Source organism: Amycolatopsis plumensis (assembly GCF_042652605.1).
Classification (GTDB): Bacteria; Actinomycetota; Actinomycetes; order Mycobacteriales; family Pseudonocardiaceae; genus Amycolatopsis; species Amycolatopsis plumensis.
In genome coordinates, this window is record NZ_JBHSJY010000001.1 from 965,574 (window position 1) to 984,506 (window position 18,933).

Here is an 18,933-nt window from a genome sequence, read left to right on the forward strand (position 1 = left end):
AGGCCCGTCAGCCGGGGAACTCGTCGGCCAGCGTGTTCCAGAACAGCAGCTCGTAGCTCTGGAACAGCCGCGCGCAGCGGTGCGCTTCGCGTTCGTCGAGCCGGCGCGCGTCGAGGCCGGCCTGGATCGCGGCGAGTGCTTGTTCTTCTATTTCCGGGACGTCCGCGGCAAAGAAGTCGAAGAACGCGCACTGCTCGCCGGTGAAGCCGTAGTGCTCGCGCATGCCGGCGGCGACGTCCCGGCAGTACCGGCCGAAGGCGGCGAAGTTGGCGAAGATCCCGGCCGCGGTCGCCGACGATTCGCCGTTCAGCGCGAGCCAGGCGACGTACGCCGGGTAGACCTGACAGCCCGCGCGCGGCCGTTCTTTCCCATGGTCCGGACCAGTCGCGGCGAGCAAGGCGTCGAGCATCCCGTTCGCCTGCTGCTCGCCCGGCGCGAGGCCGCCGAAGAACGTGCGGGCGTGGGGTTCGTCCGCGCGGGCGGCCAGCTCGTGGAAGCTGCGCCAGTCGCTGAGCGTGATCAGCTTCTCTTCCGCGGCGAGCGCGGCGAACACCGCGCGCGGCGCCCGGCCGGCGGTGATCAGCGGCACGAGCCGGTTGTCGCCGTCGCGCGGCGCGAGTTCGTCCTGGATCTCTTCGAGCAGCTTGCGCGCCGAGCGCGTCATCGGTACCCCCAGGTGTCCGTGCTCCCTCCATTGAAGCGCGGTTCCGGCACGGACGCTCGTGTGCACAGTGGACAGTGGTGGAGAGCTGACCGCTATGTCCGTTTCGATGGCGCCGGTTGACGTGGCCGCGATTCTCTATCCACCTGCGCCAGGAGCCCCTACAGTGTGGCCATCCGGAGCACCGAGGAGGCCAGCGTTGACCACCCCGTCCGTCGCCGAGCAGACCGAAGGCCAGACGATCCCGCGGCTGCTGCACCGCAACGCGGTCGAGTACCCGGACCTGCCGGCGATCACCTCGCTCGACATCGAAGGTCAGCCGACGCTGACGTGGGGGGAGTTCCGCGCCGCGATCGCCGAGGTCTCCCGCGGGCTGGCCGGGCTCGGGCTCGCCCGGCGCGACCGTGTGCTGATCATGGCGCCCGGCTGCCCGGACCACATCATCGCCGACCTCGCGGCGACGCACCTGTCCGCGATCCCCTGCACCGCCTACGCCACCCTCAGCCCGGACCAGATCCGGTTCGTCGCCCGGCACAGCGCGGCGCCGGTCGTGGTGCTCGGCGGGGAGAACGAGCTGGCGCGCTGGCGGCCGGTGCTCGACGACCTCCCGGCGCTGCGCCACATCGTCGTCATGGACGAGACCGCGCTCCCCGAAGGCGACGACCGGTTCCTCTCCTTCGCCGACCTGCGCGCCCGCGGCCGGGAAGCGCTTGCCGAAGACCCCGGCGCGTTCGAACGGTCCTGGCAGGACATCCAGCCGGACGACCCGCTGTCGATGATCTATACCTCGGGCACCACCGGTGACCCGAAGGGTGTCGTGCTGTCGCACCGCAACGCGATCCAGGGGTACGCGGTCACCGAGCTGCACCACCCGCCGATGCACGCGACGAACATCGCGTACCTGCCGCTCGCGCACATCGCCGAGCGGGAACTGTCGATCTACCTGCCGATCATCTGGGCGGGGCACGTGCACACCCTCGCCGACCCGGCCGCGGTCGTCGGCGCGCTCGGCAAGGTGCACCCGCAGAGCTTCTTCGGCGTCCCGCGCGTGTGGGAAAAGATGGTCGCCGGCCTCAAGAACATGCTCGGCGGCGTGCCGGAGGACAAGCGCACCGCGCTGCTGCAGGCGAACGAGCTGCTGCAGCAGGGCTACAAGCTGCGCAGCGCCGGCAAGCCGGTGCCCGCGGAGCTGGCCGAGAAGATCCGGCAGACCGACGAGGCCGCGCTGGCCCCGATCCGCGCGTTGCTCGGGCTGGACAAGGTGCTCGTCGCCTCCAGCGGCGCGGCCGCCCTGCCGGTGGAGATCATCTACTTCCTGGCCGGGCTCGGCATCGAGATCTGCGAGGTCTGGGGCCTGTCCGAGACGACGGGCGCGGCGACGTCCAACTCCGGCTCGGCCTTCCGCGCCGGCACCGTGGGCAAGCCCCTCGAAGGCGTCGAGGTGAAGGTCGCCGAGGACGGCGAGCTGCTGGTCCGCGGCCCGATCGTGTTCCTCGGCTACCTCCAGGAGGACGGCACGATCGCCGACGCCACCGACGCCGACGGCTGGCTGGCGACCGGCGACATCGGCACGATCGACGAAGACGGCTTCGTGACGATCACCGACCGCAAGAAGGAACTGATCATCACCTCGAGCGGCAAGAACATCGCGCCGACCCGCGTCGAGGGCCTGCTCAAGGAGCACCCGCTGATCGGCCAGGCGGTCGCGATCGGCGACGACCGCCCGTACGTGACGGCGCTGATCGTGCTCGACGACGAGATCGCCCCCGGCTGGGCCGCGGCGAACGGTGTCGAGGCGTCGCCGGACGAGCTGGCTTCGCACCCGGCGGTGCGCGCCGAGCTGGAACGCGCGGTCGAGTCGGCCAACAGCAGGCTCGCCCGGATCGAGCAGATCAAGCGCTACCACGTGCTGCCGAAGGCGTGGACGCCCGAATCCGGCGAGCTGACCCCGACGCTCAAGCTCAAGCGCCGGGTCATCAACGACCGCTATTCGGCCGACATCGAGGCCCTCTACGCCGCGACCCGCGACCCCGAGCCCGCCGCCGGTTCCTAGCCCTGCCGCACCCGTCGTGAGTGGTAAGGCGGGTTCTAACCCGCCTTACCACTCACGACCGGGCGGGTCAGGCGGTGCGGGGGGAGGTTGTCTCCGTCCACTTGCGCAGCCGCGGCGGGACGCGCTTTTCCAGGCCGTAGTTCTCCAGGTGGGCGGAGAAGACCTCGTCGAACGCCTTCTGCACGGTCTCGGTGTCCCACACCGGGCGCTCGAGGATCGGCTGCTTGAGGAACGGCTGGCCCATGACGTGCAGCTGCGGGCCGTTGCACCGGATCATCTGGCCGGTGATGCCGTGCGAGCCCTCGCCGAGCAGGAACAGCACGACCGGCGCGATCCGCGACGGCGTGCGGTCCGGCGGGCAGGCGCGCAGCGAGCGTTCGGACTTCCACACCATCCGCGTGTGCGCCAGCGGGCAGACGGCGTTGACGCGGATGCCGACGTCTTCGAGGTCCAGCGCCCAGGAGTAGGTCAGGGACGCGACCGCGCCCTTGCTCGCCGCGTACACGCCGAGCTTGCGCTGCCCGAGCGAAGCGCCGGAGGAGATGTTGACGATCGAGCCGCCGGTGCCCGCGTCGACCATCGCCTTGATCGCGGCCAGCCCGGTGTTCACCACGCCCAGGACGTTGACCGCGACGAGCTCCCGCGCCTGCTCGGCGTCGTCCTCCCAGGGCAGCGCCTCGTAGTTGAGCCCCGCGTTGTTGACCAGCCCGTCGATCCCGCCGAACTCCTTGACGCAGAGGTCGACGATCTCCTGCGCTTCGCCCGCCTCGGCCACGCTGTGCCCGCTCGCGACGGCGCGGCCGCCGTGCGCGCGGATGTTCTCCGCCGTCCGCTCGGCCAGTTCGGCGTCGACGTCGTTGACCACCACCGCCCCGCCCGCGCGCGCGACGTGCACTGCGAACGCTTCGCCCAGGCCCCGGCCGGCGCCGGTGACGACGACCGCCTTGCCCTGCATCAACCCGTCCATCGCTCTCCCCGATCTGCAGCGCCGGCGGCGCGCGGTCCGTCCACCCCGGCCGGCTCACCACCAGTCTTCGCCCATTCGGTCCAACGCGGCATCGGCGCGACGACGAGCGGCCGCCGCCCTGCGCCGAGCGAGTCCGGTTCGATCAGTCGGGACGTACCCGCGGGCCGGTCACGAGGGGGTGACTGGCCCGCGTTCCGGGGACACCGGGCCGTGACCGGCGGCATACTGTGGGTGCTTTCCGGTGGTCGACCGTGACTCCCCCGGATGGGGTCGTCACCGGAGAGGCACAATGCGGACGGTCCATGTTCACTCGATCGGGGGACGGTGGTGACGAGGGTGACAACGCGCGCGACACCCCGGCTCCGGGCCGTCCTGGCCAACCGCGAGTTCCGCGCGCTGTGGTTCGCCGAGACGCAGTCGATGCTCGGCGACCAGCTGACCATCGTCGCGCTGGCCATCCTGATCTTCGACCGGACCGGATCGCCGCTGCTGTCGGCCGTCGTCTACTCCCTGACGTTCCTGCCCGCCCTCGCCGGCGGGCTCGGGCTCTCCCAGCTGGCCGACCGGTTCCCGCGGCGCGCGGTGCTGGTGGGCGGCTCGCTGGCGCAGGCGGTGCTGATCGGGCTGATGGCGGTGCCCGGGATGCCGATGGGCTGGCTGTTCGTCCTCTTCGTCTTCGCCCGGCTGGCGAACGCGCCGTGCAACGCGGCGCAGAACGCGCTGGGCCGCGAGATCTTCGCCGACGACGACGTCTACCTGCAGAGCCAGGACCTGCGCGGGATCACGAACAACACCGCGATGCTGGCCGGTCTCGCCGCCGGCGGCCTGCTCGTGACGGGCATCGGCACGTCGTGGGCGCTGGCGATCGACGCGCTGACGTTCGTGGTCGCCACCGTCGCCGTGCGGCTGCTGGTGCTGCGGCGGCCGGCCGCGGGCAGCGGCGGGGCCCCGTGGTTCGGCGCCGTCCGGCAGGTTTTCGGCGACGAACGGCTGCGGGTGCTGCTCTACCTGTCCTGGCTCGTCGGCCTCGCGGTGATCCCGGAGGGCCTCGCCGCGCCGCTCGCCGCCCAGCTGGGCGCGGGTGACCAGGCGGTCGGCTGGCTGCTGGCCGCCGACCCGCTGGGGTTCGTCGTCGGGACGTTCCTGCTCTCGCGGTTCGTCTCGACGGAACACCGCCGCAAGCTGCTGGGCGTGCTGGCCGCCCTGCCGCTGGCCGCGCTCGCGGCCTTCGCGCTGAAGCCGAACCTGGCGGTGGCGCTCGTCCTGCTCGCGCTGGCCGGGGCGACCGGCGCGTACGTCATCACGGTGACGGCCACGTTCATCACGTGGGTGCCCAACGACATCAGGGGCAGCGCCGGCGGGCTCTACCGGACGGGGCTGCGGGTCGCGCAGGGCGTGGGCGTGGGGGTCGGCGGGCTGGTCGCGCAGGGGCTCGGTTCGGCGAACGCGACCATTGCGCTCGCGGGGGCGGTGGGACTGCTCGTGGCCGTCCCGGTCGCGTTGTCGTGGCGCCGGGTCTGGAGTGCGAAACCGGAGCCGGGGTCGTCATGAACGGATTTCCACCGGGGATTCAGCAGTCACGGTTCGACATCGGTCGCCACCTCTCCGTGCAGGACAAGATCATGAAGGACATTCAGCTGGGGACGGCGAGCAATTCGCGTCCGAGTCAGCCGTCGCGGTTCGACATCGGGTCGCCACCTCCGTCAAGCGAAGCATGAACAAGCGATTGAGCCGCGTTCGACGGTCAGTTCGACCACGAACGCGGGGTTCTGCTGGTGAAGGATGATACCCGGCCACGGAATGCGTCAACACTCTGGCAGGTACCGATGAGATTACTCAAGTGCGGAGCTAGGCTGGAAAGGAGGTGACCATTTGCATCCCGGACCAGACGACGACCCGTCCGCCGCCGGCGGGGCGACCGCCCGGCCGGCGCCGGAACCGGACCGGCGCCCGCCGGTGACCGAGCACGCCGAAGCGGCAGGCAGCCCGGCCGGGCGCGACCACCCGTACCGGCCCCGCCACTGGGCGCTCTGGCGGCGCCCGCCGGTGCTGATCGCCTTCATGCTCGGCCTGGAAGCCGTCGCCGTCGCCGTGCTCGCGATTTCCTTCGCCCATTCCGCGGTGCCGGGCGAGCGCGACTGGATCAATTTCGGGATACTCGCGGTCGGCGCGACCGTCCACATTCAACTGACGCAACGCCAGGAAGAGCGGCGGCGGAACCGGACCAAAAAGGTCCTGATCGACCTGACCGCAGTCTGGACCTTTTCCGCCGCATTGATCCTGCCGGTGCCGCTGACCCTGCTCGTCGTTTTCCTCATTCGCATGCAGCACTGGTTCATCGCGCGCAGGCCGGCCCACAACTTCATTTTCTCGTCGATCACCCACGGCCTGGCCGGCGCGGTCGCCCACCTGACGTACGTGTCGCTCGGACCACACCTGCTCGGGCTGCCCGGCTGGGGCGGCTTCTGGCGGGAAGCGGGCACCATCGTGCTCACCGGCCTCGTCTACGAAGCGATCCAGATCCTCTACGTCGGCGGCGCACTGGCCCTGGGGCTCTCGTCCGAGCCGACCCTGCGTAACGTTCTGGGCAGCCCGGCCGACAACCTCCTCGAAGCGGTCACCATCGGCCTCGGCGCCGTGACCGCGATCCTGCTCACCGTCGTCCCGCCGATGGTCGTCGTGATGGCGGTGGCGACCGTGGTCTTCAATCGCCTCGCGGAACTCGACCAGCTCCAGAACGACGTCCGGACGGATCCGAAAACGGGCATTCTCAACATGCGCGGCTGGTCGGAGGCGGCCGAGCGGGCTCTTGAACGGACCGCTCGATCGGGTGATCAACTGGCCCTGCTGATGGTCGATCTGGACCACTTCAAGTGGATTAACGACACCTATGGACATCCGGCGGGTGACGACGTGCTCCGCACCGTTGCGCAAACGCTGGACGAAGTGACCAGACCGAGCGACTTGGTCGGCCGTTTCGGCGGTGAGGAATTCCTCGTTCTGCTCCCGGACATCGACGAACAGGCGACCTGGGACGCGGCCGAGCGCATCCGCATCGCGGTCGCCAAGCTGCACATGGTGACGACGGACAAGCGCGGCGACCCGGCGACGATCGCCGACCGCACGACGTCGATCGGCGTGGCCCGCCACCCCCGCCACGGCGACACCCTCGAGCGCCTCCTCCAGTCCGCCGACGCGGCGGTCTACCTCGCGAAGGAGAACGGCCGCGACCAGGTCTGCTTCGCGCCGGACACGGTCACGCCCCCAGCCGGACGGTGAGTTCGAGCTTCACGAGCACCTCGGCGCACGTCCCGGCGGCGGCGGGCTCCAGCCGCACCCGCTCTCCCCGGTAGCCGGCGGACTCCAGCCGCAGGACGCGCGCGCCCGGCGCCGGCCGCGGGTGGCACCAGTGCCGGACGGTCCCGGTGCCGGCGTGGTCCTTGGCCAGCAGGAGGTATTCGTGGCCGAGATCGTCGGTGACCCGGCCAAGGCCGTTCCACCAGAGCGAGCGGAGGGTGAGGCCGTCGCCGTCGCGGAGGAGCTCGACCGGGGGATCGGCGTGCACGTCGACCTGGAAGCCGTGCTCGGTGACGCGCACCGAGCGCACGCGCAGGAAGGCGCTGTTCCCCGCCCCGGCGGGCGGTGGCCGACCGGGCCGACCCTCCTCACCGACACCGGAACCTGGCGGCACACCGAACGGCCCCGGGCCCGCCGAACCACCGTCGGCCGGCCCCTCCGGTCCGGGCAGCAGCACCTCGCGTCCCCCGGCCCCGCGCTCAACCTGCGGCAGCAGCGCCGCCACCGCCAGCTCCGCCGCCAGCCGTCCGTCCTCTTCCTCCGGCGCCGCCGGAACTCCGCGCAGCTCCCCCGCCAGCATCCGGTGCCCGAGCACCTCCGCCCAGGCCAGCGCCGCCGTCCGCAGGCCCGGCTCGGTGGCCAGCCGGTCGTGCAGCGACCTCGCCCGCCGGACCCGGCCGAACCGCGCGGCCCTCACCAGCCGGGCGGCCTCCGGGACACCCGTGGCGAAGAACCCCGTCATCGCGCGGTCCAGCGCGCCCAGCTGGGCGGCCAGCACCGCACGGGCGACCGGTCCGGGATGCGCACCGGCCAGCTCCCGCGGTGCGCACTCACGCAACGCCATCGCGAGAACGCGCAGGTCCGGCGTTCCCGGCGTGCGCAAGCGGGCGCCGGGGGCGAGCCGGCGCAGTGCGCGCACGGTGTTCTCCGCGGGCACGGCGAGCTCGGTCGAGCGCACTGCTGCCTCCTGGTCACCGCGGCCCCTCCGCCCAGTCTCACCGGGCCCGCTCCGCCGCGGAAGGGAAGAACGGGCAGCCATCCGGGCAACCCCACCGCACCCCTGCGGTTATCCCCATGTCGGCCGCCGAGCGGGGCTGGCACCCTTGAACCCATGCCGGCCCCGACCGATCCGCCACGCACCCGCCGACCCTGGTCGACGTCGGGCTGGCTGCTGCTGGTCCTGCTGGTCGTCTTCGCCTTCGGGCTGATCGCCTCGCGCCCGCCGTCGCCGCCGGACCAGGGCCCGCCCACCGGTGACGTGCTGGCCGCGCAGAACGCCATCGAGGCGCTGGTCCACCCCGGCCCGCACCCCGACGCGCTCGCCCTGCTGCCGAAGGACTTCACCGCGCTCAGCGGGGTCACCCCGGGCGCGATGCCCGCCCGCGACGGCACGGTCCGCGCCGTGCACACCGACGGCGGCTGCTCGACGCCGTGGGGCGACGACAACACGAAGTGGGACTACGCCGTGCCGTGCAAGGCCCACGACCTCGGCTACGACCTGCTGCGGTACGCCGACCGCAAGGGCCACCCGCTCGGCCCGGAGGTCCGGGAGGCCCTGGACGACCGGCTGTCCTACGACATGCACCACGCCTGCGACCTCAACCCGATGAACTCCGCGCTCACCTGCCGGGTCGTCGCCTCCCTCTACTCGGCCGGGCTGGTCGTCAACTCGTGGCACCAGCGCTGGGGCCCGCCGGTCGGCGACCCGATCGGCCCGATGGTCGCCGGGGTGCTCGTCATCGGCTGCCTGCTGGTCTTCCGGCTGCGCGGCTGGCTGCGCGCCCGCCGCGAGCCGCGGGCGCCCGTGCCCGCCGCCGTTCCCGCGGAGGTCAGCAGGTGGGCCCTGCTCGGGGCCGGCGGGGTCGTGCTCCTGCTGCTCGGCGAGTCGGTGGCGGCGCTCGCGCACTGGGCCGGGGCCCCCGAGCCGGCGCTGTGGCCGCTGACCTGGCTCGCCCAGCTCGCCCCGCTGATCTACTTCGCCGGCGGCCACGCCAACGCCGCCGGCTGGCGCGCCGAGCAGGAGGCGGGCGGCGGCTACCGCCACTACCTGGCCGAACGCGCGAGCCCGCTGCTGCGCCCGGCGTTGATGTTCGCGGTCGTGGCGCTGCTGACGCCGCTCGCGCTCGAACTGCTGGGCAGCCCGGCGGGGACGACCGCGACGGTGATGCGGATCGCCCTGCACCCGCTCTGGCTGCTCGGCGTCTACCTGCTGACGATCGTCTGCGCTCCGCCGCTGCTGGCCCTGCACCGCCGGGCGCCGGTGAACGCGGCCGTCGGCCTGCTCGCCCTGGTCGCCGCCGGCGAGCTGGCCGCGAGCTGGTCCGGTTCGCCGTTGCCGCGCTACGCGGCGACGTTCGCCATCGCCCTGCTCGCCCAGCAGCTCGCCTTCGCCCACGCCGGCGGCGTCCGGCCGTCGCGGCGGCTGCTCGCCGCGGCCGCCGTGGCCGGGCTCGCGGGCCTCGCCGGGATGAGCGTCCTGCGGGACGGGCCACCCGTCCTGCTCGGCAGCCCGGGCGCGCCCGCCGCGTTCTCCGCGCCGCCGTGGGGCGTGCTGCTGCTGGGCCTGGTCCAGCTGGGCCTGCTCGGGCTGCTGGCCCGCCCGCTCGGCCGGCTCGGCGACCGGCCCGGCGTCGCCCGCGCCTGCCGGCTCGTCCTGCGCGCGCCGATGAGCCTCTACCTGGCGTTCCTCGCCGCGATGCTGCTGCTGGTCGCCGTCGTGTACCTGCCCGGCCGGATCGCCGACGGTTTCAGCTGGCTGGTCCGCCCACGCACGCTGGTCGCGGTCGGGCTGCTCGCGGTGCCCGCCACGCTGGTCTTCTGGTGGTTCGAACGGCACACCCACGGCGTGCGGGAGCCGCGGGCGGCCGACCACCCCGGCCGCCGGACGGCGGTGCTCACCCGGGCCGCGGCCGGGCTCGGGATCGGCTACGCGACGCTGGGCGTGTTCGGCTTCGCGCTGACCCGCTTCGGCGGGGTCGCCGCCGACGCCGACCTGCTGGGCCTGCGGCTCGACCCGATCCAGAGCCTGGTGCACCTGCTGCTCGGGGTCTTCCTGCTGCACACGATCCGGATCGGGGCGGGCGCGGCGACCGGCACCTGGCTGGCGACGGCGCTCGCCTGCGCGCCCTCGCTGCTCTTCGCCGCCGACGGCAGCACGCCGGGCTTCCTCGGCGTCGCCCTCCACGCGGTGACGGCCGCGTTTGCCCTGCTGGCCGCCGCGGGCACCCTCATCCCGGCTCGGACACCGGCCAATGTGACGTCCTGACCAGGCGAAACCGTCGAACGTGCGGGAAACTGGGTGGTGCATGACACATCGGCGGGGGGATGTGTAACGCTGCAGCAACCCGGGGCAGGCACCATGCGTCCCATCCCTAGCACCACCCGATCGATGGAGTGAGGAGTCGCCCGCGTGGATCACCCGCCTCGGAACGGGCAAGGCGGCCGTCGCCCCGCCCGGCCCTGGCAGGACGTGCCAGGCCGGGACGACGCACGTCGCGGCACGCCGCCGCGCCGCCCCGCCCCCCGCCGCGAGCCGGCGGACGCGCGCCGCACGCCCCCGTCGCCGTCCCGCCGTCCGCAGCCGCGCCCGGCCCCGCGCGCAAGCCGCACCTCCTTCCGCGGCGCGAAGATCTCGCTGGCCGTCGTCTCGCTGCTGGTGATGGGCCTGACCGGGTACGCGTGGGCGGCCATGCAGGGCCTGGTCAACGGGCTGAACTACACGAACGTGATCAGCGACGGCGGCGGTGGCGACAAGCCCGCCGACGGCGCCCGCGACATCCTGCTGGTCGGCCTCGACAGCCGCACCGACGCCCAGGGCAACCCCCTGCCGCGCGAGGTGCTCGACGAGCTGCGCGCCGGCGACGCCGACGGCGAGCTCAACACCGACTCGCTGATCTTCGTGCACATCCCCAACGACGGCGGCAAGGCCGTCGCGATCTCGCTGCCCCGCGACACCTACGTCGACATCCCGGGCTACGGGAAGCACAAGATCAACTCGGCGTACGCGCGAGCGATGGTCTCGGCTCGCCGGGACCTGCAGAAGCAGGGCGTCACCGATCCGAAGGAAATCGACGTCAAGGCCAACCAGGCCGGGGCGAAAGAGCTCATCGACACGGTCCAGAAGCTGACCGGGTCGACCATCGACAACTACGCCGCGGTGAACCTGCTCGGCTTCAGCGAGATCACCAAGGCCATCGGCGGCGTCGACGTCTGCCTGAACAACAACGTCAAGGACCAGTACTCCGGCGCGAACTTCACCAAGGGCCAGCACACGATCTCCGGTGTCGAGGCGCTCGAGTTCGTCCGGCAGCGCCACGGCCTGCCGAACGGCGACCTCGACCGCGTCGTGCGCCAGCAGGTGTTCATGGCCGGCATGGCGCGCAAGGTGCTCTCGGCGGGCACGCTGACCAACCCGGGCAAGCTCAACGACCTGATCGAGGCGATCAAGAAGTCGGTCGTGCTCAACCAGAACTGGGACATCTTCGGGTTCGCCCAGCAGATGAAGGGCCTGACCGGCGGCCAGCTGGAGTTCCGCACCATCCCGGTGAAGAACATCGACTACAAGACCCCCGAAGACGGCTCGGCCATCCAGATAGACCCCGCCGAGGTGAAGCAGTTCGTGCAGGGCCTCGCCGGGCCGCCGTCGAGCCAGCAGGCCCCGCCGGCCCAGCAGGCCGACCCCGCCAACAAGGCGACGACGGTCGACGTCCGCAACGCCTCCGGCCGCACCGGCCTGGCGGCGGGGGTCGCCAAGACCCTCGAGAGCAGGGGCTTCACCTCCGGCGAGACGGCCAACGCGACCGCGCGCAAGACCACGGTGATCTGGGTGCCGAAGGGCGGCAAGGACAAGGGCCAGGCCGTCGCGGACGCGCTGGGCGGCTCGCCGACGATCCAAGAGGACAAGAGCGTGCCGGCGGGCCACGTGACCGTGTTCCTCGGCGCCGACTACCAGGGCACCGACGCGAGCTCGGGCGCCGGCGCCGCGGGGGCGACGTCGCAGGCAGCGGCCCCTCCGCCGGCCGCCGCGGACGAGGAGAAGCCGATCACCGCCGAGGGCGTTCCCTGCGTGAACTGACCCGGTGAGCGAGCCGCCGTTAACCCGATCGGCCTAACTCGCGCAATCGGTATCAAAGACATGCCCGAAATCGCGTAAGGGCCGGGCCTCAGCGCACTTACATACACGTGAGGGTGCACCTGCACGGGAATTATCACGCTCGTGCGGTGCCGTGGGAGCGCACGGCAGGGGACATTGATGTGCTGATCGACGCTGAGGAGTACCAGCGGATCCTCGGAGACGAGCTCCGCAAGCTCCGGCGCAGCCGAGGGTGGACGCGCAAGGAGCTGAACCAGCACTTGCAGAGCGAGATCTCGCTGCAGACGCTGGCCACCTACGAGCTGGGCACCAGACAGTGCTCCGTCGTGCGCCTGGTCGAGCTGTGCGTCGCGATGGACGAACTGCCCCAGGACCTGCTGGCCAAGGTGCACCGCCGGGTGTTCCTTGACGAGCCCGGCCGGGTCCGCGTCGACCTGCGCAAGGTCGTCGCCGACGCCCCGGCCGACCTGCTGCCGCTGCGCCGCTGGGCCGAAGACCGGCTGCGGCAGGCCGGCGAGCAGGGCGGCGGCGAGGTCGCCCTCGACCTGCCCGCCCTCGAGCGCATGGCCGAGCTGTGCAGCCTGCCCACGGTGGAGCTGATCGCCCGCCTCCGCCGCTACACCTCCCGCTGATCCCCGAACGCAGTGAATGACTCATTCCTGGCGTCTGACGCAAGGAATGAGTCATTCACTGCACGGGTTCAGCCGACCAGGAAGTCCTCGCGCCGCACCTTCCGCGCGTCCAGCCAGTACCGCCAGGTGAAGCCGGGCCAGATCGTCCGGTTGACGCCCTTCGCGTCCAGGTACCAGCTCTTGCAGCCCCCGCGGGTCCAGATGCCCTTCGCGAGCTTGCGCTGGATCCGCGCGTTGAACCGCTCCTGCACCTCGGGTTTCGGTTCGATCGCCCGGCCACGGGCCAGCCGCAGCGCTTCGGCGATGTAGGCGATCTGGGCCTCGATCATGAACACGACGGAGTTGTGCCCCAGGCCGGTGTTCGGGCCGAGCAGGAAGAACAGGTTCGGGAACCCGGCGACAGTGATGCCGAGGTGCGTCCGCATCCCCTCGGTCGCCCATTCCTTGCCGAGGTTGCGCCCGCCGCGGCCGACGATCTCCAGGTCGTCGAAGGCGTCGGTGACGTGGAAGCCGGTGCCGTAGATGATGACGTCGGCCTCGTGCTCGACCCCTGCGGCGTCGACGACGCTGCGCTCGCGGACCTCCCGGACGCCCTCGGTCACGACGTCGACGTTGTCGCGCGCCAGCGCCGGGTAGTAGTCGTTGGAGATGAGCACCCGCTTGCAGCCCATCGTGTAGTCCGGGGTCACCTTGCGCCGCAGCTGCGGGTCCTCGATCGCCCGGTCGATGTTGCGCTGGGCGATCCGCTGCCCGAGCTTCATCACCCACGACTGGCCGTTGAAGCCGATCGCCCGCGCTTCGAGCAGCCAGTAGAGCAGGGTGCGGTAGGCGCGCTGGGCCGGCGGAAACGCCTTGAACAGCGCGCGCGTCCGGCCGGACATCTCGTGGTCGGCCTTCGGCATGACCCACGGCGGCGTCCGCTGGAACAGCGTCAGCTCCGCCACGTCGGGTGCGATCTTCGGCACGAACTGCACCGCGCTGGCGCCGGTGCCGATGACGGCGACCTTCTTGCCCGCGAGGTCGACGTCGTGGCGCCACCGCGCCGAGTGGTAGGCCGGGCCCTCGAACCGCTCGATTCCGGGCAGCTCGGGGATCATCGGCAGGTGGAGCGCGCCGACCCCGGCGACCAGCGCGTTCGCCGCGAACTCGTCGCCGCCCCTCGTGGCGACGTGCCAGCGGTTCTCCTCCTCGTCCCAGCGTGCACCGGTCATCTCCTGCCCGAAGCGGACGAACCGGCGCAGGTCGTGCTTGTCGGCGACCTCGCGCAGGTAGCGCCAGATCTCCGGTTGCGGCGAGTAGGCCCGCGACCAGGCCGGGTTCTGCTCGAAGGAGAACGAGTACATGTGCGACGGGATGTCGCAGGCGCAGCCCGGGTAGCTGTTGTCGCGCCAGGTGCCGCCGACGTCGTGGGCCTTTTCGAGGATGACGAAGTCCTCGCGGCCTTCCTTGCGCAGCTGGATCGCCATGCCGAGACCGGAGAACCCGGTCCCGACGATGACGACCCCGGTCTCCGTGCGGTTGCCCATGACGCCTCCGGGTTCCTGTTACTCGTCGTCCATCTTACTGGGAGTAGGTTACCAGCGGTAGAGTGTTGCCCGTGACCACCGCCAAGCGCAAGCGCATGCCCCGGGCCGACCGGATGCGGCAGATGATCGAGGTCGCCGAGCAGGTCTTTTCGGCACGCGGGTACGCGGCGGCGTCGATGGACGAGATCGCCGAACTGGTGGGTGTCTCGAAGCCGATGCTCTACGAGTACTTCAACTCGAAGGAAGGGCTGCTGCTGGCCTGCATCCGGGAGTCGCGGGCGGTGCTGCGCGAGGTCACCGAGCAGGCGACGGTCGGGGCCGTCGACGCCGAGGACGCGCTCCGGCGCGGTCTGCTGGCCTTCTTCGTCTTCATCCGGGAGCGCCGCCAGGCGTGGTCGCTGCTGCGGCACGAAATGGTGCTGATCGGCACGCCGGCGGCCGACGAGGTCGAGGAGACCCGGCGCCAGCAGACCGACCTCATCGCGGCGCTGATGAGCGGCCACTTCGACACGGGGGACGACCTGAGGGCCGAAGCGGCCGCGGAATTCGTGGTCGGAGCGTGCGAGCGGCTCGCGATCTGGTGCGAGCAGCACGAGGAAGTGAGCCCCGAAACGGCCACCGAATACGCCATGGACGTGCTGTGGACCGGCCTGCGGCAGCGTGCACGTTAGCGTGCGCGTGCACTAGGCCATCCGGCGGTTACGCACAGCTATCGTGTCCTGTGACACAGAGTTGCTCTACTGTTCTGAGGACAGGGTAGAAAGTGTGCTGGACTTTCACGGCCGGAGGAGGGGCTCGGGAGTCACGTCACGAAAGTGCGGTGACCGAGTCACGGTTGTGTAAGGATGCTGGTGAGGGAGAGGGGTGTGAGGCAGATGGTGGAAACGATCACGGCGACGTACGTGCAGGAAGACGCCGACTGGGCCATCACGGTCAGCGGCCGCGGCAAGGAGCTGACCGCTCGCGAGCCCGGCATCATCGCCGCGCGCGACCGGGCCGACCAGCTGGTCGAGGAGCTCGCGGGCGACGCCAAGACGACGGTGGTGCACCTGCTCAACGGCAGTGCACTGGACTTCACCAGCGCGTACATGACGGCCCGGCTGACGCTCCCGAAGCTGCCGCCGCTCGAGGTCCCGCCGCCCGGCAGCGTGCCGAAGCAGCAGACTCCGGCGTCCGCGGACAAGAAGCCCCCGCTGCCGCCGAGCAAGCAGCTCCCCAAGGCGGTCGAGGACCGCAAGGCCCCGGCCGAGCCGGCGCCCGCCGCGGAGAGCAAGGCGCCGGCCAAGCAGGCCTGAGCGCTACTTCAGGAGCTTGCGCACCAGCAGGACCAGCACCAGGACACCCGCACCGATCAGCGGGAACTTGACCTTGGGGTTGTCCAGCTTGGCGCGCACGCCGTCCTTGGCCGCGTCGGCGAGCTTCTTCGGGTCGGCCTTGACGGTCAGCTGGTCGAGCGTCGCCGCCAGAGCCGTCCTGGCCTGCTCGATCTCACGCTCGATCGTCTCGGGATCGCGGGCCACGTGTCCTCCTCGCCGCATGGGACTTCCGGGCCCCAACTTAGTCGACCGCCCCACCGCCGCCGCACGGGCCACGCCGCACGCTAGGCTGCCCACTGCCGGGGGCCCGTAGCCCAATTGGCAGAGGCACATGGTTTAGGTCCATGCCAGTGAGAGTTCGAGTCTCTCCGGGCCCACCCGAATGCGCTGACCAGCGCCGTTCCCTCCAGGTTCGGCGCCTGGTCGGGCGTCGTGCCCCAGAAGTGCCTACGCCACGGTGATCCGGGGAGCCAGCACCCTCAGGAAATCGGCCGCGTCGAACATCTCCCCCGCCGTCGCGACACCTTTTGCCTTCGTCCGCCCGGTCAGGATCCGGTCCACCGCCTCCACCGCCAGCGGCGCGCTGACCGCGTAGATGTCCTCGCCGCGCGCCACGATCCGGCGCTCGTCGTCCCCCGCCCGCACCACGACGTCCACCACGAACGTCTCGGCCGCGTCGCGCTCACCGGCCGCCGCGAGGCCCTGCGCCGCGTCGAGCGTCATGTAGCTGATGACGTCGCGGACCTTCAGGTGCCGCGGGATGGTGACGATGTCGGCCATCGAGAACTCGGCGAAAACGGGCCGCGGGCCCAGCGGCTCGGGGAACGGCCACTCGCGCGTCGGCAGGGCGTCGTCGCGGTGCTCCAGCCGTCCGCCCGCGTAGCGGATGCGCTTGCCGCCACGGCGTTCCCGGGAGACCCGGCCCGCGGCGAGGGTCCCGGCCGTCGGGCGCCAGCCGCTGAGCCCGTAGGCGACGTGCACCTCGTCGGCCGCCGTCCAGTCGCCCATCGCCGCCGTGGCCAGCAGGTCGGCCAGGCCGCCGAAGAACGCCATCGCGGGCACCACCGCGGTGTCCGCCGTCAGCGCGAGAGTGTCGAGGTTCGCCTCGATTTCGGCGGCGACGTCCACGTACGGGACGCCGGCGCGGATGGCCGCCCCGGCGAGCGGCAGGGCCGTCTCCGCGAACGGGCCCGCGCAGTTGATCACCGCGTCGACGCCGTCGAGCGCGCGGTCGAGGGAGGCCGGATCGGCGGCCGACGCCGGCCGCCCGCCCGGCAGCTTCGCCGCGTCGCGTCCGGAAAGGACCACGTCGAACCCGCGTTCCCGCAGCTCAGCCACCACAAAGCGGCCTGTGTGCCCGTAGGCGCCGTAAACCAGTACCGAAGTCATGCGGCCATCCTGATCGGCCGGGAACGCCGTCACCAGTGTCCGGAACGACGTGGTGCGTACACTTTCGGACATGCACGCCGTCGCCCTCGCCGCCACCGACGGAATGCTGTCGTTCGAGCTGACGATCGCCACCGAGGTGTTCGGCGACGACCCCCGGTACGGCTTCGCGGTCTGCGGCTCGGCCCCGGTGCGGGTGGGCCGGTTCATCCTGGAGCCGGACCACGGCCTCGACCGGCTGGCGCAGGCGGACACGGTGCTCGTCCCGGGCTGGGCCGACGTCGACCGGCCCCCGCCGGCCGACCTCATCGATGCCGTGCGGGCCGCCCACGCCCGCGGCGCACGGGTGGCCTCGCTCTGCACGGGCGCGTTCGTGCTGGCGGCCGCGGGTCTCCTGGACGGCTTGCGGGCCACCACGCACTGGGCCCACACGGACGTCCTCGCCGCCCGCCACCCGCGCGTGACGGTGGACCCGGACGTGCTCTACGTCGACAACGGCCGGATCCTCACCTCGGCGGGCAAGGCGGCGGCCATGGACCTGTGCCTGCACCTGGTCCGCGCCGACCACGGCCCGGCGGCGGCCAACGCGATCGCCCGCCGCCTGGTGGTGCCGCCGCACCGAGCGGGCGGCCAGGCCCAGTTCGTCCCGGCCCCGGTCCCGGCCCGCGACGACCACCCGCTGGCCGCGCTCCTCCCGTGGATCACGGCCCGCCTCGACCGGCCGCTGACGGTGGCGGACCTGGCCCGCCGCGCGAACATGAGCTCCCGCCACCTGGGCCGCCACTTCCGGTCGGCCACCGGGACGACGCCGTTGCAGTGGTTGCTCAACCAGCGCATCCGCCGGGCACAGGAACTGCTGGAGAACACGGACGCGAGCATCGACGCGGTCGCGGAGGCGGTCGGCATGGGCACGGCGACGACCTTGCGGCGGCACTTCAACCGGACGGTCGGGGTGCCGCCGGACACCTACCGCCGGACGTTCCGGAGCTAGCGGCGTTCCGGCAACCGGCCGATGCCCCGATCGCACAGGCGGTTGAACTCCGCCCGCCGTGGCCCGGTGGCCCGGTTCCAGAACGGGATACCGGTCGCCTGCTCGGCCCCGTGCGGGCCCACGCCGACTTCGATCTTGGCCCAGCCGCCCCGGGGTGCTACGTCGAAGTAGTACTGCACCACTTCCGCGTCCGGCACCGGGGCCTGGCCGAAATAGCCGAACTCACGGTTGAGATCGCGCAGCTGCTGTTGCAGACCGGCCCGGTCCGCCTCGGGGATGCGGTTCCACTGCGCCCGGGTGGTGATCGTGGCGTCGCGGAAGCCGAGCCGGGGGTTGTCGTAGACCAGGTGCTCGGTCGTGGTCATCGGACGGCAGCCCTCGCCGAGCCCCTGCGCGCCCTGCCGGGCCTGCGCCGGCGCGGGGGTGCGGGTCAGGTTGGCGATCAGGGTCCGTTCGAAGCCGGCGCTGACCTGGCAGGAGTTCATCACGAGCCGGTTCGGGCCGAACTGGTCCCGCCACCGCACGAAGGCGGGGTCGCCGCCGAACAGCGCGCCGATCGCCGCAGCGTCGTAGAACCGGGCGTTCTGCTGCCAATGCGGGGGCGCCTGCGCGCCGAGCCGATCCTCCGAGCCGTGGATGGACAGCACCAGCGTCCACTCGCCGGTGGTGCGGCGGCTCATGAGGATCGTCTTGGCGCGTTCCAGGTCGTCGGCGTAGGTGCCACCGCCGGCGTCCAGCCCCCGGTCCCGGACCACGATGTAGAGCAGCGGCCCGGACGGTGCCGCGGCCGGAGCGGTCGGTGCCCGCTGCTGACGTTGGACGACCAGCTCGGCGACGGCCCGGTTTCCCGCGGTGCGCTGGAGCTCGACGAGCGCGGGTGACGCGCTGATCCGCCGCTGCGGCGCGACCCGGCCGGCCGGCGCAGCGGGTCGTTCGAACTCCCGGCCCGCGTTCACGCCCTGCAGTGTCACACCGCGACCCGGCCGCGAATACCGCCGCCTGTGCGGTGCCG

The 18,933-nt window shown here is 71.9% G+C and carries 16 protein-coding genes and 1 tRNA gene; 10 read left to right on the plus strand and 7 right to left on the minus strand.

Annotation, left to right across the window (positions count from 1 at the left end; genetic code table 11):
- Positions 1-7: 7 nt before the first annotated feature.
- The gene (locus tag ACFPLC_RS04640; RefSeq protein ID WP_378188650.1) at positions 8-664 is read right to left on the minus strand and encodes a transcriptional regulator; all 657 of its coding nucleotides are present in this window, start codon (positions 662-664) and stop codon (positions 8-10) included.
- Positions 665-860: 196 nt separating this feature from the next.
- On the opposite strand from ACFPLC_RS04640, the gene ACFPLC_RS04645 reads away from it, so the two are divergent.
- Positions 861-2,714 (plus strand): AMP-dependent synthetase/ligase, encoded by a 1,854-nt coding sequence (locus tag ACFPLC_RS04645; RefSeq protein ID WP_378188651.1) that lies wholly within the window; start codon positions 861-863, stop codon positions 2,712-2,714.
- 67 nt (positions 2,715-2,781) lie between these two features.
- On the opposite strand, the gene ACFPLC_RS04650 is transcribed toward ACFPLC_RS04645, so the two are convergent.
- Entirely contained in the window at positions 2,782-3,681 is a 900-nt protein-coding gene (locus ACFPLC_RS04650) for an SDR family NAD(P)-dependent oxidoreductase (RefSeq protein WP_378188652.1), read from the minus strand.
- Positions 3,682-4,017: 336 nt separating this feature from the next.
- Here ACFPLC_RS04650 and ACFPLC_RS04655 point away from each other — a divergent pair, with 336 nt between their 5' ends.
- Together ACFPLC_RS04655 and ACFPLC_RS04660 are read left to right on the plus strand one after the other, a co-directional pair.
- Positions 4,018-5,232: an MFS transporter gene (locus tag ACFPLC_RS04655; RefSeq protein WP_378188653.1), complete on the plus strand. Its 1,215-nt coding sequence runs from the start codon at positions 4,018-4,020 to the stop codon at positions 5,230-5,232.
- A 321-nt stretch (positions 5,233-5,553) separates the two neighbouring features.
- The gene (locus tag ACFPLC_RS04660) at positions 5,554-6,960 is read left to right on the plus strand and encodes a GGDEF domain-containing protein (RefSeq protein ID WP_378188654.1); all 1,407 of its coding nucleotides are present in this window, start codon (positions 5,554-5,556) and stop codon (positions 6,958-6,960) included.
- Here the strand turns inward: ACFPLC_RS04660 and ACFPLC_RS04665 are convergent.
- The gene (locus ACFPLC_RS04665) at positions 6,938-7,936 is read right to left on the minus strand and encodes a hypothetical protein (RefSeq protein WP_378188655.1); all 999 of its coding nucleotides are present in this window, start codon (positions 7,934-7,936) and stop codon (positions 6,938-6,940) included. The two genes, ACFPLC_RS04660 and ACFPLC_RS04665, sit on opposite strands and share 23 nt — an antisense overlap.
- 153 nt (positions 7,937-8,089) lie before the next feature.
- Here ACFPLC_RS04665 and ACFPLC_RS04670 point away from each other — a divergent pair, with 153 nt between their 5' ends.
- The 3 genes from ACFPLC_RS04670 to ACFPLC_RS04680 all read left to right on the plus strand — a co-directional run bounded on the left by ACFPLC_RS04670 (position 8,090) and on the right by ACFPLC_RS04680 (position 12,702).
- Positions 8,090-10,243 (plus strand): phospholipase A2, encoded by a 2,154-nt coding sequence (locus ACFPLC_RS04670; RefSeq protein WP_378188656.1) that lies wholly within the window; start codon positions 8,090-8,092, stop codon positions 10,241-10,243.
- Between the two features lie 144 nt (positions 10,244-10,387).
- Positions 10,388-12,052, plus strand: coding sequence for an LCP family protein (locus ACFPLC_RS04675; RefSeq protein WP_378188657.1), 1,665 nt, complete (start codon positions 10,388-10,390; stop codon positions 12,050-12,052).
- A 179-nt stretch (positions 12,053-12,231) separates the two neighbouring features.
- Entirely contained in the window at positions 12,232-12,702 is a 471-nt protein-coding gene (locus tag ACFPLC_RS04680; RefSeq protein WP_378188658.1) for a helix-turn-helix domain-containing protein, read from the plus strand.
- A 68-nt stretch (positions 12,703-12,770) separates the two neighbouring features.
- Here ACFPLC_RS04680 and ACFPLC_RS04685 read toward each other — a convergent pair whose 3' ends face one another.
- Positions 12,771-14,228, minus strand: coding sequence for a flavin-containing monooxygenase (locus ACFPLC_RS04685; RefSeq protein WP_378188659.1), 1,458 nt, complete (start codon positions 14,226-14,228; stop codon positions 12,771-12,773).
- 113 nt (positions 14,229-14,341) lie between these two features.
- Between ACFPLC_RS04685 and ACFPLC_RS04690 the strand changes: the two genes are divergently transcribed.
- Positions 14,342-14,899, plus strand: coding sequence for a TetR/AcrR family transcriptional regulator (locus tag ACFPLC_RS04690; RefSeq protein WP_378189061.1), 558 nt, complete (start codon positions 14,342-14,344; stop codon positions 14,897-14,899).
- A gap of 204 nt (positions 14,900-15,103) precedes the next feature.
- Positions 15,104-15,523: a hypothetical protein gene (locus tag ACFPLC_RS04695; protein ID WP_378189062.1), complete on the plus strand. Its 420-nt coding sequence runs from the start codon at positions 15,104-15,106 to the stop codon at positions 15,521-15,523.
- A gap of 3 nt (positions 15,524-15,526) precedes the next feature.
- Here the strand turns inward: ACFPLC_RS04695 and ACFPLC_RS04700 are convergent, their stop codons facing one another.
- A complete protein-coding gene (locus ACFPLC_RS04700) occupies positions 15,527-15,748 on the minus strand; it encodes a DUF3618 domain-containing protein (RefSeq protein ID WP_004559246.1) in 222 nt (73 codons plus the stop codon).
- A 99-nt stretch (positions 15,749-15,847) separates the two neighbouring features.
- Between ACFPLC_RS04700 and ACFPLC_RS04705 the strand changes: the two genes are divergently transcribed.
- A tRNA-Leu gene (locus tag ACFPLC_RS04705) sits at positions 15,848-15,921 on the plus strand.
- A 70-nt stretch (positions 15,922-15,991) separates the two neighbouring features.
- Here the strand turns inward: ACFPLC_RS04705 and ACFPLC_RS04710 are convergent.
- Positions 15,992-16,933: a saccharopine dehydrogenase NADP-binding domain-containing protein gene (locus ACFPLC_RS04710; protein ID WP_378188660.1), complete on the minus strand. Its 942-nt coding sequence runs from the start codon at positions 16,931-16,933 to the stop codon at positions 15,992-15,994.
- A gap of 70 nt (positions 16,934-17,003) precedes the next feature.
- On the opposite strand from ACFPLC_RS04710, the gene ACFPLC_RS04715 reads away from it, so the two are divergent.
- Positions 17,004-17,921 carry a helix-turn-helix domain-containing protein gene (locus tag ACFPLC_RS04715; RefSeq protein ID WP_378188661.1) on the plus strand — a complete coding sequence of 306 codons (918 nt, stop codon included), beginning with the start codon at positions 17,004-17,006 and terminating at the stop codon, positions 17,919-17,921.
- On the opposite strand, the gene ACFPLC_RS04720 is transcribed toward ACFPLC_RS04715, so the two are convergent.
- On the minus strand, positions 17,918-18,877 hold the full coding sequence (locus ACFPLC_RS04720) for a hypothetical protein (RefSeq protein WP_378188663.1): 960 nt from the start codon (positions 18,875-18,877) through the stop codon (positions 17,918-17,920). The two genes, ACFPLC_RS04715 and ACFPLC_RS04720, sit on opposite strands and share 4 nt — an antisense overlap.
- Positions 18,878-18,933: the final 56 nt, after the last annotated feature.